We start from the raw sequence: 15,498 nt of genomic DNA, 5'->3' as shown, positions 1-15,498 counted from the left end.
GGTCTTTTTGTGTTGCTTTTTTTCTCCTTCCTCTATGTCCACAAATTTATTTCATTTTCCTATTGACTTTTCCTTTGTAGACTTTTCCCTCAGATAGAGTTCTTCACCTATCTACTCGAAAAATAATCGGTTAGGTCACAAAAATTTAGAAAAGCCGAACAAACATATTTTTCCTATATTGTATTGCTTTTTAGCGGCTTTATCAATGTTAGCTTTTGTGGAACGAATAGGGCACAGGCATACCACCCCCTGCTGAACGCGCTCGGAAACCCTTGATACAAGCGGCTTTCAAATGCCTAAATGCTAACAGTCCAGCCGTGGAAAATAAGCGGTTTTATAGCGCGTTCAACCCTATCTCCCCGCCCTTTCCCATTCGGGGTGGCTCTGGAGGATATATCCCCGCCGCGCCGGGAGGGGTGGCACAGCCGGGGCGGGCCGTCAAGGGCAAGCCGCCGCAGGTGGCGGTGCTACGCACCCTTGACTGCCCACTCCCGTCTGTGCTCAATAGTAGGCGGCGACGGGGGATATACCACCAGAGCCCCTATGCAAAAATGCGCGGGGACAACGATTGCTTTGGGACATTTTGTCTCAAAGTGCAAAAAACGGGGAGCGATACAACATCGCTCCCCAGCAAGTCACCGCTCCACCAGCGCAGAAAATGGTTAATGCTATTTAACATCATGTAACAATTCTTCCGGGGAAATCCCAAACAGTTTTGCCAACGCAATCAAGTTACTGGTGCTGGGGTCGGATGCGCCGCTTTCCCACTTGGAAACAGCCTGTCTGCTAACTCCTATTGTCTCCGCAACAAATTTCTGGGTCATTTGACAGCGTAGACGGTTAGCCTTGATGGCCTCCCCTAAGGAAACCTTTGTTGCCTGCTTTTCCTCACGCACATCTTTGGAGCGTATATACTTCAAAAGAGCGCGTACCAGAAGAACAACAAGGTAGACAAAGGCGGCGAAAAGGGGGATACCGATTACCAATACAAGGATAAAATTTGTTTGCATAAATCAATGTGCTCCTTTCTTTTGATGGCATCAGTATAGCATAGACCGTAGATAACATCCACCAAGTATCGCGCAACTTTGGGTTGCAAGCAGGTTGCTAAAGCAAAATTAGAAGAAAATTATCACTTTTTCTTTTGTCGTTCAACTGTGCCTTTGGGACAAAATGTCTCGAAGTCACTATGCAATTATTTTAAGTTTTCGGATAGAATGGCCGGGGTCTGCTGGGGGCCGCCTTGATAACCAAAACAGGGCGGCCCCCAGCAGGTTCCGGCCATATCGCTGAAAAACCGCCGCTTTGAGTTTCACCCAATGGCGGCGGTCTGGTGTAGGTTGGCTCCATTCTTTAAGTGTCGTGTTATTATACCCTTGTCAAATACGCTAATAGGACTTGGAAATGCATCAGACGACACGAAACGCCAAATTAGCAAAAGCTCCATTTTCATTAGCAGTTTCCCAAAAATCGTTCTATTCCTCAGAGGACAAAACTTCTTCGCATCCAATTTTTTCTTTCCTGCTATCAGGCATCACTCCGAACTATTTACAAAGAAAAGTGCTGAAATTTTGGAAATTCCAGCACTTTGGCACCCCGAACTGGGCTCGAACCAGCGGCCTACTGCTTAGGAGTAGATTCCGCAGGCTTGCGGCGGTTACTCACAAACCACCGCAAAGCCTTGCAAACACTCACTTTTTTCAAATTTCATCCCCCACGATTTGCCACGGTTTCTTGCTAATCACGGCCATTTTTCAGGGCCGCAATTAGCAAGCGATTAGCAAGGGGGCGAAAAATCGCTTGATGGTTCAGAGTTCGATTCATTTCAAGTGCGCAAAAAAGTGGCTCTTGATTATCGTGTACCCTGTTCTCTGCTGCCTTTTTGTTGTTTCCGGGAAGGGATGTTCAAAAGATCCTGAACACGATCTTCCAACAGTTTTTCCAGATAGTCCAGATGGGTGTCTGTGACCATTCCAGCAGGATAGCGGTGGAATTTGAAGCCAATCATACGGCGAAGCTGGGCCTTCTGAACTGGCCCCATCACCGCATGGCAGATGTCCTCGTAGGATACCTGATAGGGATTTGTCCGCATTTTTGCATAGGCTTCAAAGTGAGAGAAGCTGTCAAGGTCATCCTTGCCCGCAAAGGCCATCAGGGACAAGCCGTTGTCAAAAATGGGGGCTGGAGCGATAATCTGTCCGGTGTGGTTGTTCCGCAGCAGGCCAAAGTTTCCAAAGTGTCTGTCCTCGTTATAAATCAGCGCGTCAAATACCAGCATACTCCGCAGCTGCTCTCCAAACACCCCACCCAAGGCATCATAGTAGTCAAGGCAAGCCTGGATGCCGCCAGTCTGCACAATGCGCCCAATGGGAATGAAGGCTGTGTTAATGTCGGTAAACAGCCGGCATTTGGAAGCGGTGATGCCCTTCCAGTTTTCCAGATCATAATGCACCGCATTAAGGCCCATGACAGCGGCAATCTGAGAAGCGTAGGCTTCACAATATGGCTCCCGCCCACTATTGGAAGCGCCGCTTGTTCCACCCTTGTAAAGATAGATGCCATCGCCCTCGATCAGCCGCCATGCTTTGGGAAGCATACCGCTGGTAGTCAACTCGGGGGAGGTAGTAAACGCCTCATGGCTCCGGCCTGCGCCGGTATAGGCTACCAACGCCAGAATTTCAGAGAAGCGGTTCTCATAGAGGTTATACGCCTCGAATGTTCCCTCAAAGCTATCCGGGACGACCCAATAGCTGTCGTTCAGAGACAGGCCTTTACAAACATCAATGATTCCCTTGGTATCGTTGTGGCTCAAATTCAAAGTTTTGAGTATCTGATCCACAAAAGTGCGGTTTTTGGGAATGACCCTCCTGCCGAGCCAGCGGATGATCCCCTCGCTGGTCCGCTCTAAATCCAGAGGCATAAGCGGAGCGTATTCTTCCCGCACGGAGAGGACCTCGGCAACGAGGCCGTCCAGCCCCCGCTTCTCCAAAGAGAAACGTATCAGCTCGGTATCGTAAAGGCGCAGACTATAAATGTCGCTCATGGGAACCTCCTTTCCATGCAATCAGTAAAAGTTAATGCTATTTTACCATAGAAATCAATATCAGGCAAGCGGCGCAGACTGATGTTTCTATGTATAGAAAAACGGACAGGAATGGTTATCATTCCTGCCCGTTGGCATTTATGCGTTTCTACCGGCGAGAGCTGTCAACAGCGCTGCCATATCCGAGGATTCTGTAAGGAGTTTGAGAAGCAGCTGCTGTTTGGCTACTGCGTCAAGATTTTGAAGTGGGTCGGATGCTGGGGCCTGTTGTTCCCTGGGAGCCTCGACCGCCGCTGTGGTTTCCGTTGTACTTCCTCCCCCATAAAACTCTTTCTGGAACCTTGCGGCGTTTACACGGCGATCATCGTCCAGGATGTGGGCATACCGTTCCGTCACCATCGTGGCCTGTGCATGGCCGGTGTCGCCTTGGACGGCCTTGATGTCGCCGCCGCTGAGTTTGAGCTTGTAGGTCGTGCTGGTGTGGCGGAGACTGTGAAAGACTACCTTGGGGAGATTATTGTCCTTAATGAGCTTGCTAAACGCCCGGTTAATAAAGTTTGATTCTGTGGGCGTTCCCTGGGTGCTGGCGAATACAAGGTCATAATCTCTGTATTCATCCCCCAGTAGTTCTTTCAGCTCATCGACCGTTTTCTTGCGCTCTACCAGCATTTCAGCCACCGCTTTGGGAAGAAACACCTTTCGCACACTTGTCCTGGTTTTCGGTTCTTTCAGAGTCAGTACGGTGGAGTTGCACCCCCGTATCGTGGGAAACTTGAACATGATACCCTTTTCCCCGAGTTGAGCCAGAGATTCCCTGGAAATCCGCTGAAGCTCCTTGTCAATGTAGATATAGGCACAGTCATGGTCGATACTGTCCTGGCTAATATCGACACAGCTCCATGTGAGGCCCAATAGCTCTCCCATGCGCAGGGAACAGGCAAAGGCCAGATTGATCGCCAGGGAGAGGAATGGGTCGTCACACAGAGATAACGCTTTCATCAGTGTCTGAGCGTCCCAAATATCCCGTTCATGTTTTTCGACCTTGGGAACCGTGGCGTTCTGCGCCGGATTTCTTGCCAGCATCTCCCACTTTACTGCCTGATTAAATGCGTTCCGTAGAAGTTTGTGTATCTCCCGTATTGTGCTGGGAGAGACAAACTCACCGTCGGGATGTCCGTACCGGGGAACCGCTTTCACGGTTTGGAGGTCTTTGTAGAATTTGGTTATCATCCGGGGGCTGATGTCATCGAGCTTTACATCCCCGACAATGGGTTTGATGTAGTTGTCGATCAAAGCCTTATGCCCATCAAAGGTGGAGGGTGTCCATGTGCTGACACCATAGAGAGACACATACTCATCCAGGAAGTCGGACAGAGTATCGGCGCTGGGCGGGATGAACACGCCGGTGTCGATCTGATGCTCAATTTCTGCTTTGCGCTTTTTGGCTTCCGCATGGGAGCCGCAAGTTTCCCATTTCTGGCGTTTGGCACCGTTGCTGTCCGTGTAGGTGTAGACAACGGAATACTTGGTTTTGCGCTTGATGATAGACGCCACAGTGGTTCCTCCTTTCAGCCAGTAATTTTGGTGTAGCGGTTTTGGGACTTGTACCACGATTCAAAACTGTCCTTGTAAATGCGGATTTTGTCGTTTGCCTTAACTGTGGCAAATAAATGGCGTTTGTTTACCATGTTATAAACACTGTTGCGGTGTATGCCCAGCAGCTTCGCAACATCGCTTACCGATAAGGTGGCGTCCAAAAGTTCCTGTGGCGCTGTGTCCTCCGGTTTCTTATAGTGGGACTGTCCCTGATACCACGCTTCAAAATTTTCTTTCAGGATGCGGGTCTGCCCATCGACCTTGAAGATCTCAAAGGGTGCATGGTTCTTTATCAGTTCGTAGACAGAGCTGGGATTCAGACCCAAGATGTCAGCCGCTTCCGGGACGGTCAAGGACGCAGGAAGCAGTTGGCCCGGTTCAGGCCCGTTGACCTTTTTATAGCGAAACTGCCTGCCGTACCATTCCTCAAAGCTGTCCAGCATGATACGCATTTTGCCGCCAACAAGGATAACTTTGAAACGTCCTTGTTTTACAAGCCAGTATGCCTCGACCTTTTTCATGCCGAGCAGCCTCCGCATTTCAGGAACAGAGATGCTGGTTTTTTCCATGCAGAAGTACCTCCTATGTAGATTTTGTGCCCCGGTTTATTGGCTGACAGAATATGTAGCTTGCCAATGTAGCCAAGGCTTTTGCCTTGACTACATTGTAGCGGGGAGGTTCACTTTACTCAAATGTGCGATTGTGCGGGCCTATCTGAAATTGTACATTTGACAATCACCCTTTGTCCAGCCATTCATCAAAGCTGGCTTTAGAGATACGGAGCTGGTTTCCAATCTTGACGCTCCGAAAGAGATTTTTCTTGATAAGGATATAAGCGGACGACCGGCTAATATCCAAGATAGCCATAATATCGTCTACGGAGTAGGCCCGTTTTTCGTTGCCAGAAGCAGGGGGGTGTTCTGTATTACGGGTGTTGAGTTCTGCCAAGCGCTGCTCTATCAATTCATCAGTCATGCCCGCACCTCCTTAATATCTATCATCGCCCAGGCGCTTTTTCTTGTGGACGATGCGATAATCGTAGCCGTCCCGGACGTGGCAGTACATACAAGGTTCTTTCGTTTGGGTGCGGTCGATCCGCCTGACAATGTGTTCAGGTGAGTAAATAAACTGTTTGAGGCAGGTGCCACAGAGCGTCAGCACCATTTCAGCAGGCACATCATCCTGCGGTTTATCAGCGGGCCGTTCCTGCGTTTTCTCGCCGGGGTCTTGCAGGCCAACACTGATGCCGAGGGCCTCGTCGATGTAGTCCATCACATCATCGTCCAAGCATCCCACATAGTCGCCCAGCCTGCTCTTATCAATCGTTCTGATCTGCTCCAGCATAGCCATCGAACTCTGCGGAAGGCCGAAGAACGGCGGGATGCCGATGTGGGTCGGCTGGCGGAGTTTCTTCACTCTGGTGGTGATGGGCGCGATGATGATGGTGGGGCTGAAAGAATTCCCCACATTGTTCTGGATGACAAGGACGGGCCGCGTCCCTCCTTGCTCAGAGCCGATCACCGGGTCTAAATTGGCATAGTACATCTGGCCGCGCAGCACCTCGTCTGGCCGTTCCCTTTTCATAAAGGACACCTCACTTTTATGTGATTTGCCCTTGCAGCCAAATACCCATTACTTCCCAGTCAGTGCGCAAAACACACCTGACCGCCAATCCATCCAGAGACTTATTATCATAAACTGGCGATTGGCCGTCCCCACGTTGACGGTCAGATATGTAATGCACACTATTTGTCCTCGACACCCCGTGTGCAGGCCGAAGCCTGGGAAGTCGCCAAGCGGTGGTCTGCTCACCACCTCACGGGAGTTTCACCCCAACTGTCGTTCTGACAGAGCCGCCCCCATTGTTTGAGACTGTGGCTGGACGGGAGTACCATTATCATTCCGACTGTCATCGCCATATCAGGGGCAACCTGATACTTACAAAGGGAGTTCTCGCTCAGCGTGGTTAGGATAGGAGTTTGAGGAACCTTATTTCAACGGTTCATAATTCTCCAACAATCCAGCTTCATGGCGTACCCTGTTGTGGTGGCTCGTGCTTTCGCACATCGGAACTGATGTACTTGACGAATGGGTATTCGGTTGTCAAGGAGCATCGAGGGGCCTGTGGCCCTCTCAGCTCCCTACTACAACTTTCAACGCTTCAAACCGACATTATTTTTTTAAGAAATTCAAAATAAATTTTTCAAAGGCATCTTTCCACCTTTGGATAGTCCGATCACTGACTTTGTATTTCTTGCACAGACCATTTGTGCAGGAACGCTTTGCCCCAGCCAGATAGAGTTCCAGCAGCTCTTCCGCCCAAGGTTTCCACGTTTTAAGTGCCTGCCTCAATTCGCCCATAAAAACCGTGTCCATCGCAAGGCGTTCAAGATTGAAGTCAGAGGGGACACACTCATGGAGAGATTCAACATCAGTGTCAGCGATGCCAGCGTCCAGGGAGAGGTGCGAGTGAAGCGTACCGATTTTCCTTTTCCGCTGGTGAACCGTGTTCTTGCTGTTCCACTCCCGGTATTCCGTGGTGGCCATCTCAATATACATACAGTCCAGTTCGTCTCCGTCTGCAAAGCAGTCCTTCATAAAACAGCGGCGTTTCTCCATAGGAAGCCCTCTGTTTTCTTTCATAATGGCATTCCATTCTTCTCGTGTAGCAACTACAAGCTGCCTAACACCATCAACCTGCTTATAGATTAAATATGTAGTTTTCATTGTGTGATCTCCTTGAATTTTTGAATTTTTGAAGGCCAAAAATTCAGGAGATCACGGGTAGCGGCAAAGTGCCGCCTGCCAAGCAAACAGGTTCATTCCTACTCCATTTCTGGAGCGGCAACAAAAAAAGACCGGGCATTAGGAATAGGAGGGGGGCTTACCCTCTCATATTCCTAATGTCCGGCCATTTGGTGACTAACGACCTTGCGGCCATTGACCCGTTGCTCGGTACTCTTAAATCTTATTCTGTTGTCACTTCCTTAAAGATGATATTTGAGGCTAAACCGGCCCGCCGGTACAACACTTTCCGGCGTAGAGCCAGATCGACCTCCACGATTTTGTGACAGCGGGGGCATTTGATCTCGACCTTTCCTGTGGTGGGTGATACCTTGTCCATCACGCGCCAGTTACATTCGGGACACCTGACAGCAACATTTATGGGTCGGGGCATCAGTCATCATCCTCCTTCTCAACATCGACCAGTGCATGAGGGTTCTGTAAGTATTCCTTTTTCAGCAGGCCAAGCCGCTTGAGCCTGATAGCCATAGCCTGTTTTGATACTCCGAGGAACTCTGCCATTTTGCAAAAACGCTCGTATTCTTTGGGACGGTATATCCTGTTCAATATCTCAATACCGTTCTCCAGATCAAACCTGTAAAGTGCCTGAAGTACGACTTCTATGGGAAGTAGGAGGGAGGACGCCAGATTGTCAGCCTGCCACTCATCCCAATCCTGGATGGGGTATTGTGGGCTTTGTCCCCGGTAGCAGATAATGCGGTTTTGGATTACTCTATCGGTAGGATGCAGGTCAGCCAAAATCTGATGTGCTGTTTCATGCGCTATGGTAAAATGATACCTTCCGTATTGGATCGGATCATTTTTCAGGTCTTTCTCCACTAAAAGAGTCCTTCCATCAAGGTAGTAGAAGTAAGGTTGTCCACTATCATCATAGACTTCAACTCCAACTTCCTTAAATGCGGTCATTCCAAGGGTCAATCCGTCTTTTGACAGGTGGAAATGGTCGATGTAAAGTCCACAAAGCCCGCAGGCCAGGATTTCCGGGTCAACATGATCGACCTGCTTGCCTGTAAACCGGGGCAAGTTCTTATAGTCGTTAAAAATGCGAGTTGCTATCTGTTCAAGATCATTTCGAGATAAGTAGCCCATCTTCACACAGCCTCCTGTTCTGTAGCTACAGACCTGAGCTCTCCCACATGCCAAAGACGGATTTTCGACAAAAAAAGACATCGCCCCCTTGACATAATGTGCAATTTGGTATAGTATATATGCAGGTTATTGCACTCATATTATAGACGAGCATACTGCATATGTCAAGAGAAAAGTATGAAGTAAGTTGCATATAGATAGAGGTGGTATGGTGAAGTTCGCAGAGAAAGTAAAGTCCGCAAGGAAAAATATGGGCTATTCGCAAAAGCAGCTTGCGGAAGCTGCTCACCTTTCGCTCCGCACAATCATTAGCTACGAAAAAGGAGATAGCTGTCCCAGGAAAGGAGAAACATATACCGCTCTGGCAAAGGCGCTCAATGTTTCTGCAAGCTACCTCTTGACAGAAGATGAAGCGTTTGTTGTTGCCGCTGCTGAAAAGTACGGCTCCCGTGGGGCGGCCCAGGCCCAGGCTGTTATTGATGGGTTTTCTGGCCTGTGCGCTGGTGGCACGCTTTCTGAAGAAGATAAGGACGCAGTAATGAAAGCGTTGCAGGATATTTATTGGGAGTCCAAGGCAAGGAACGTGCAAAAGTACACGCCCAAGAAGTTTAAAAAGTCCTGATTATGAGACAGTAACCTGTGTATAATTTGTGCTTTTGGGGGTGGAACATCTATGCTGAAAAGAGCGGAAACAATTTATCACAAGGCTAACGAGCTTGTAAAACGCTGCGGAACGCGGAACACCTTGCAGATTGCCGGTGAGGTCGGCATTTACATACATCATATTGATGATTTCAAGGAACTTCTGGGAATGTATAGCTACCAGCACAAAGAGAGACATATCCTGCTGAATTCCAACATGGACGACATTACAACTCAAATGGTTTGTGGACATGAAATCGGCCACGATGTCCTCCATAGGGAACAGGCCAAGGTCGGGATGGGCCTTCAGGAGTTTACCCTTTTTGATATGCGGAGCGAGATGGAGTATGAGGCCAATGCCTTTTCAGCCCATTTGCGGATTGACACTGAGGAATTGTTTGAGCTTGTGGGGCAGGGGCACGATGTGGTACAGCTTTCCTCGATCATGGGAACGAATATCAACCTGATGCTTATCAAACTGCACGAACTCAATCGCATGGGGTGCCAGCTTAATCTTCCGTATATTCCCCGTTCAGATTTTCTAAAAAATGTAGCAGTATAAAATAGAAACCGCCCCTATGGCTACTAATACATAACGCTTCTGTAATCGGCACAAGACGACAGGCTGGAAGAAAAAACTATTTTGTCCGTATCCATTAAACCACTTGTATTCTTGGTAAAGTTTCTGCGCACGTTTCTCCAACAGATTCTTTATAGGGGAAAAGAAAATAGGACTACCCATCTAAGCGAGAAGGGTAGTCCTGTTTTTACGATTTTTGCATTATGTTGAGTAAGTCCTGATAGGTTTTGACAACATCATAGACAACACAGCAGTCGGAAAGCTGGGCAAAAAGCCTTTTTGCACATTGGATTTTTGCACGCTCTATTGGCTTCAAATTCAGTGATTCCATTGTCCCCTTTGTTTCAGCGATAAAGAAAATATGTTTGACGCTTCCTTTGTAAAAGGCGATCGCCCAGTCCGGGGAATAATTGCCCACCGGTGTTGGAATGGAAAATCCCTTGGGAAGTTTGGCATATACACAGACTTCATCCGCCAAATCCATTTCTTCAGCAAATTTGCGCTCTACACTTTGGCCGTCTTTCGCATAGCCATCTGCAAAAACATAGTCCTGCACGTTTTTCTTTGCCCGATAGGCCCGTGAAAAATCTGTATTCTTCTCAGCTGTGAAAATGGCGCTGTCATAAGTCCCATCAATCTGATTGTAGGTGATTTGTTCCACGATCATATTGGCCTTTTGCTCATTGATAAGGCGGATAACTCTCGTTATAAATTCTTCTGGATTATTTTTGAACGCTGCAAATTTGTCCAACCTGATCCCCGCGAGTATTCTGGCAACAGATTTTCGGGTTAGCTTTGCGCCTTCTGCAATCTTCCCAATCAGATCATATCGGACAGAACTGCTTTCGGTTCTTTTTAAGGTAAATGTCGTGCTGTGCTCTGCTACAAATCCAGTCCCACCCTTCAGCTGTTCCGCATTCAAATCATATTCCTGCTCACCTACAGTGACAGTATACCGGAGTTCAGAAACGAACAGCTCCTTGTCAATATGAGCAATCGCTTTTTGTATCAGTTCCTCACTGTCAAATTCCACGGTATAGGCGTACTTGTGGTTGATGTAGTTCCAGAGGGTTTGAAACTCCTTTTTGTAGAAGTTGTCGTTCAGCGCATTTTCCTGGATTTTGGTTTCCCGGCCATCATGGATCATACCGTCCAAAGCGTGTTCATCAAAGATGCTCTGCACCAGTGCATGGACGCCTTCAGAAATTTCTGCGCAGCTTTCCGGCAGCGGTGCCAATACACCGTTTGCCAAGTCTGCGCGGTATTTTTCTGTTACATGGTCATCCTCGTCAATATAGTCGTTTTTGATGAGGTAGCGGTAAATATCGTTGGCCTGCTTTTCTGTAACTGTCACATCGTTCCCATTGATTACAACAGTCTTGCCAGCAAAATATTCCTTTGTGGCCTTGGTGGGGCGCTCGTAGAGATCCTCCCGGATGCCGCGCTGCAAGTCCGCTACGAAATCCCGATAGCCGTCCGAGGCAATCACGGTCAACTGATTGATTTGCTGCACTTGAGCACCGAGGGTATCCGCATCCATACGGTCGCCGCTCTGGTTGACGCATAGACGTAGCCCCCGGCCTACCTCCTGACGTTTTTGTGTCGGGGAGCTGCCACCGTGCTTCAAGGTGCAAATTTGAAACACGTTCGGATTATCCCAGCCCTCCCGCAGGGCGGAGTGGGAAAAGATAAACCGAACCGGATTGCTGAACGACAGCAATCGCTCCTTGTCCTTCAAAATCAGGTCGTAGGCGGAAATATCATCGCTTTCATCGCTGCCACGCTTGAGGGAACTGTCCACCTTGCGCCCCTTCTTATCAATGCTGAAATATCCGGCATGGGTCTGATGAACCTCTATACCACGAAGGTACTGCTCATAAGGCGTATTAAACAAGGTAAGATATTCATCCAGAATATCGGTGTACTCCTGCTCAAAAATCTCGCCGTATTCAGAGTTGACTTCGTTCCCATCTTCATCATATTTGTGGTACTTTGCTACCTCGTCAATGAAGAACAGGGAAAGCGTCTTGATACCCTTGGCGAACAGCTCCTTCTCTTTCTCAAAGTGAGAACGAATGGTTTCTCGTATCTGCACCCGGCGCAGGTCGGCCTCGGATACATCACCTGTCACTTCACCAACATGGATGATCTCGCCGTTGGTGAAGGACACTATTCCACGGATGGGGTCAACCTCGTTGATGCGAAAGCCGCGGTACTGCTCCATATTCTTGGAAAGCGCATACAGATCATCGTCTACACCGACAATGCGCGTTTCCCGGTTGACGGACTTATCATAGCCAATCTCAAATTCCAGCCGCGCCATAGGCGGCTTTTTCGGAGAAATTACAATGCTTTCCAGGAACAGATAGCTGTCTGTTCCACGCAGATTTTTGATGTCAAAGCCTTTGACCTCAATGCGTTTGACGAGGCGCTTGTTGTAAGCATCCAGGGCGTCCAGCACATAGACCAGGTTGTGGTGTTGCTTGTGGGTGGCGGAGTAATTCAGGCAGAACAGCGGATTGAACTCCTTTAAACTTTCCTGGGTGGCAATTCCGCCCATCTTCTGGGGCTCGTCCAAAATAACGATAGGTCGGTTAGCCTTTATCACATCAATGGGTCGCCGGGAACCAAAATCGTCCAGCTCTGTGCGGATTTTCCGGGCATCCTTACCCCTGGCATTGAACGCTTGGATATTGATAATCATCACGTTAATATCCGAACTCTGGCTGAAGTTGTCGATTTCCGCCAGATTTTTGGAGTCGTATATGAAGAAGCGGGCTTTCTTTCCGTAATGCTCCATGAAGTGGTCCTGCATGGTGCCAAAACTCTTGTGGACACCCTCGCGGATAGCGATGCTGGGGACCACCACAATAAACTTGCTCCATCCATACCGCTTGTTCAGCTCGAACATAGTCTTGATATACACATAGGTTTTGCCCGTGCCGGTTTCCATCTCCACATCCAGGGAACAGCCCCCCAGGTTTCCAGTCAGCTTGTCCGAGAGCTTAATGTTGTTCCGGGCCTGTATCTTACGGACGTTCTCCAAAAGCTGTTGAGCAGTCAACTGCACCTTGGCGTTGGCAAAGCCCATATACAGCTCTTCCTCCGTTTGCAGCCAGCTTTCGGCGGTACGCTTGACCTCTGCCACATCCCGGCGGTATGTAAAGCGGTCATTGAAGGGCTGGCCAGCGAAGACGTTCACCACGCTGTCCACGGCCTCGGTCTGGTAGGGCTGGATGGTAAATTTGAATTTCATGTCGTTGTTACCCCCTCACCCGTTTTGGCTCTCACAATTTATTCCATAGGATATCATTTTTTCCCCAAGTTCAGAAAGCATATATATATTTTTTACGCCTGTGTTGAATAAGACCTCAGATTTGACAATACGAACAAGGCCATATTGCTCTAATCGCTTCACGACGGGGCTTTCACTTATGTTAATCTGCTGTTTACATTCGTTCAAATACATCAAGTCCATTGAAAAAATATTCGATAAAACCCAGCCTAATCTAAAAAAATCACTTTTTGCAATAGAACCAGCCTTGTAGGATCGTAGCAGATTTGCATATATGTCAAGCATATCGATTTCATTTATTGCCTCTATAGTATAGATAAGTTGTCGCACTGTTTTTTCGTAATTTCTGTTATCTGAATCGAAATTTTCAGAAAATTTAAGCCATTCCTCAAAATCTGCATCTTGTTTTGTCAGAACTTGATATAGTTTTTGGCAAAGAAGCGTCTCGGATATACTTCTTGCAAGGTCAACTGTAGGAGCAGCAAACGGCAGGACAATCGAAAGCAAGTCAATAGCATATTGAGTTAAGGCATTTGTGATACCTTGCTTGTTTGAATCCATCACAGCACCTTCCTCACTGTTTTGGGGCTATAGGTTGCAAAAATCTGCTCAAAGTTAGTGGCAACGCTGTCATTTGCCATAGAGCTGTCCCGGAACACGGCGTAGAAGGGGTGGCGTTTGGCAATTTCGGTGACAGTTTCCTCGGTGACATTCTGGTCAAAACAGGCCAGCAGATAGCCGCCCGCCACGGAAAACACTTTCTTCCCGGCAATCACCGTTTCCTCGATGGAGCTGGACAGCAGGATACCCAAATCCAGCATGACCTGGAACAGAAGGTCCTCTGGGGTACGGTCGGGCTTGATGTTGTCCGCCCATTGGGCAAGCATCTCCTGCGTTGTCTCTGCCGGACTGTAGTAAACATCCTCCATGTTGGTGGTGTCTACCCGGAACACACGAAAACCGTAGTCGATCTCCACCCCGGTTTCCGCCCGGATTTTGTCCCCGGCCCGGCGGATGCGTTCCTCGCCGATGTCGCAGATGGTTTCATAGCCGGCTTTGCGTGCCTCGCTCTTTTCCCCGGTCACTTCCGGCAGCTGCACCATGATGAATTTGCGGCTACCGCCGTCCTCAGTATTGAGTTGCATAACGGCGTGGGCTGTGGTGGCAGAACCGGAGAAGAAATCGAAAACAATATCACCCTCTTTGAAATTGACAAGATTCATTAATTTTTTCAATAAACGTGTCGGTTTAGGTGTCTCAAATCCATTTCCTATTTTAGAAAGAATTGAAATTAGTTCTTTTTTTGCCTCTTGATTATGCCCACAGTCTGAGTGAAACATTATTGTAGTAGGGACAACACCATCTTGTATTTCTGATAAAAATTGTTTCTGTCGGGGAACATTGTCCCCATTTTCACCAAACCAAAGCCGATTTTCTGCTTTTAGCTTTAAATATGTTTCGTAGGCAGGTGCCCATTGACGTCCTGCTGGAGGGTAAAACTCCTTTCCCGATGGTGATATAATTGCATATGAGTGCCCGGCTGCCTTGGTTTTTGATGTGAGGTCGCCGCTTGTCCAAACTCCACGTTCGTCGTTATCAAGATTTTTAAATTTTTTTAATGCTTCATCCGTTCTTTTTTGTAGCTTTGGTTTCCAGGTTTCTTTTTGTTTCGCATAAACAAGAATATAGTCATGTACTGCGGTAATATATTTATCATCATTTTGTGGAGCAAACTTTTTTTCCCATATTTGTTGTGCAACAAAATTTGCTCTTCCAAATATTTCATCACAGATTTTTCTTAAATTTTCAACTTCATTGTCATCAATAGAAATAAAAATAACCCCATCGTCTGATAAAAAGTCTTTTGCAATCCTTAACCGCGGGTACAGCATATTCAGCCAATCTGTATGGAACCGCCCATTGCTCTCGCTATTCTGAACCAAACGGTTTCCTTCCTCGTCGAGCTGGCCGCTGGCAGAGGCGTATTCTTCCGTTTCCATAGAAAAGTCATCGTTATAAATAAAATCGTTCCCGGTATTATATGGCGGGTCGATATAGATCATCTTGACCTTACCCAGATAGGTTTCCTGGAGCAGTTTTAATGCGTCCAGGTTGTCGCCCTCGATGTAGATGTTCCCGCTGTCGATGCTGCCGCGAGTGCCGTCCCGCCCCATGGAGCGGCTACGGTCCAGGCGCAGCGTCTTGGCAATAGGCGCGTTGGCCAGTACTACAGACTTCTTTTTGTCCGGCCATGTGAACTGGTAGCGCTCCTGTGGGCCTTCCACCACGGTGGCGGAAATCTCCTGCCGCAGGACATCGGCGTCAATGGCCCGGACGACCTCTCCGGCCTCGTTGATGGTTTCGGTCACAGCGTTGGGGAACAGCGCCGCCAGCTTGCGGAAGTTTTCGGCGGCAAGGTCGGGGGTGTGGAGTTTAAGTTTGTCCATT

At 48.3% G+C, this 15,498-nt stretch carries 13 protein-coding genes; 2 read left to right on the top strand and 11 right to left on the bottom strand.

The window, feature by feature from the left end:
• Positions 1-668 precede the first annotated feature (668 nt).
• The 8 genes from D1646_RS15275 to D1646_RS15240 form a co-directional block, all read right to left on the bottom strand.
• Complete coding sequence (locus D1646_RS15275; protein ID WP_160637293.1) at positions 669-1,010, bottom strand: helix-turn-helix transcriptional regulator; 342 nt, start codon at positions 1,008-1,010, stop codon at positions 669-671.
• An 842-nt stretch (positions 1,011-1,852) separates the two neighbouring features.
• Positions 1,853-3,043: an XRE family transcriptional regulator gene (locus D1646_RS15270; RefSeq protein WP_160637292.1), complete on the bottom strand. Its 1,191-nt coding sequence runs from the start codon at positions 3,041-3,043 to the stop codon at positions 1,853-1,855.
• Between the two features lie 138 nt (positions 3,044-3,181).
• On the bottom strand, positions 3,182-4,597 hold the full coding sequence (locus D1646_RS15265; RefSeq protein ID WP_160637291.1) for a site-specific integrase: 1,416 nt from the start codon (positions 4,595-4,597) through the stop codon (positions 3,182-3,184).
• Positions 4,598-4,611: 14 nt separating this feature from the next.
• Positions 4,612-5,208 (bottom strand): helix-turn-helix domain-containing protein, encoded by a 597-nt coding sequence (locus D1646_RS15260; protein ID WP_160637290.1) that lies wholly within the window; start codon positions 5,206-5,208, stop codon positions 4,612-4,614.
• A 166-nt stretch (positions 5,209-5,374) separates the two neighbouring features.
• Positions 5,375-5,602, bottom strand: coding sequence for a helix-turn-helix domain-containing protein (locus D1646_RS15255; protein WP_160637299.1), 228 nt, complete (start codon positions 5,600-5,602; stop codon positions 5,375-5,377).
• A gap of 24 nt (positions 5,603-5,626) precedes the next feature.
• Positions 5,627-6,223, bottom strand: coding sequence for a type II toxin-antitoxin system PemK/MazF family toxin (locus tag D1646_RS23755; RefSeq protein WP_279279948.1), 597 nt, complete (start codon positions 6,221-6,223; stop codon positions 5,627-5,629).
• 588 nt (positions 6,224-6,811) lie between these two features.
• Positions 6,812-7,366: a hypothetical protein gene (locus D1646_RS15245; protein ID WP_160637289.1), complete on the bottom strand. Its 555-nt coding sequence runs from the start codon at positions 7,364-7,366 to the stop codon at positions 6,812-6,814.
• A 450-nt stretch (positions 7,367-7,816) separates the two neighbouring features.
• Positions 7,817-8,533 (bottom strand): ImmA/IrrE family metallo-endopeptidase, encoded by a 717-nt coding sequence (locus tag D1646_RS15240; protein ID WP_160637288.1) that lies wholly within the window; start codon positions 8,531-8,533, stop codon positions 7,817-7,819.
• Positions 8,534-8,741: 208 nt separating this feature from the next.
• Here D1646_RS15240 and D1646_RS15235 point away from each other — a divergent pair, with 208 nt between their 5' ends.
• Positions 8,742-9,155: a helix-turn-helix transcriptional regulator gene (locus D1646_RS15235; RefSeq protein WP_201754708.1), complete on the top strand. Its 414-nt coding sequence runs from the start codon at positions 8,742-8,744 to the stop codon at positions 9,153-9,155.
• Positions 9,156-9,206: 51 nt separating this feature from the next.
• Positions 9,207-9,737, top strand: a complete 531-nt coding sequence (locus tag D1646_RS15230) for an ImmA/IrrE family metallo-endopeptidase (RefSeq protein ID WP_160637287.1) — start codon at positions 9,207-9,209, stop codon at positions 9,735-9,737.
• A 205-nt stretch (positions 9,738-9,942) separates the two neighbouring features.
• On the opposite strand, the gene D1646_RS15225 is transcribed toward D1646_RS15230, so the two are convergent.
• Genes D1646_RS15225 through D1646_RS15215 form a run of 3 tightly spaced genes read right to left on the bottom strand, consistent with a single transcriptional unit; the run spans position 9,943 to position 15,497 of the window.
• Positions 9,943-13,011 (bottom strand): DEAD/DEAH box helicase family protein, encoded by a 3,069-nt coding sequence (locus D1646_RS15225; protein WP_160637286.1) that lies wholly within the window; start codon positions 13,009-13,011, stop codon positions 9,943-9,945.
• Positions 13,012-13,026: 15 nt separating this feature from the next.
• A complete protein-coding gene (locus D1646_RS15220) occupies positions 13,027-13,611 on the bottom strand; it encodes a hypothetical protein (RefSeq protein ID WP_160637285.1) in 585 nt (194 codons plus the stop codon).
• Entirely contained in the window at positions 13,611-15,497 is a 1,887-nt protein-coding gene (locus D1646_RS15215; protein WP_160637284.1) for a DNA methyltransferase, read from the bottom strand. Before D1646_RS15215 ends, D1646_RS15220 begins: the two co-directional genes overlap by 1 nt.
• Position 15,498: the final 1 nt, after the last annotated feature.

Source organism: Pseudoflavonifractor sp. 60 (assembly GCF_009911645.1).
Taxonomy (GTDB): domain Bacteria; phylum Bacillota; class Clostridia; order Oscillospirales; family Oscillospiraceae; genus Lawsonibacter.
Note: the sequence above shows the minus strand (reverse complement) of the source record. Positions and strands in the feature narration are given on the sequence as shown.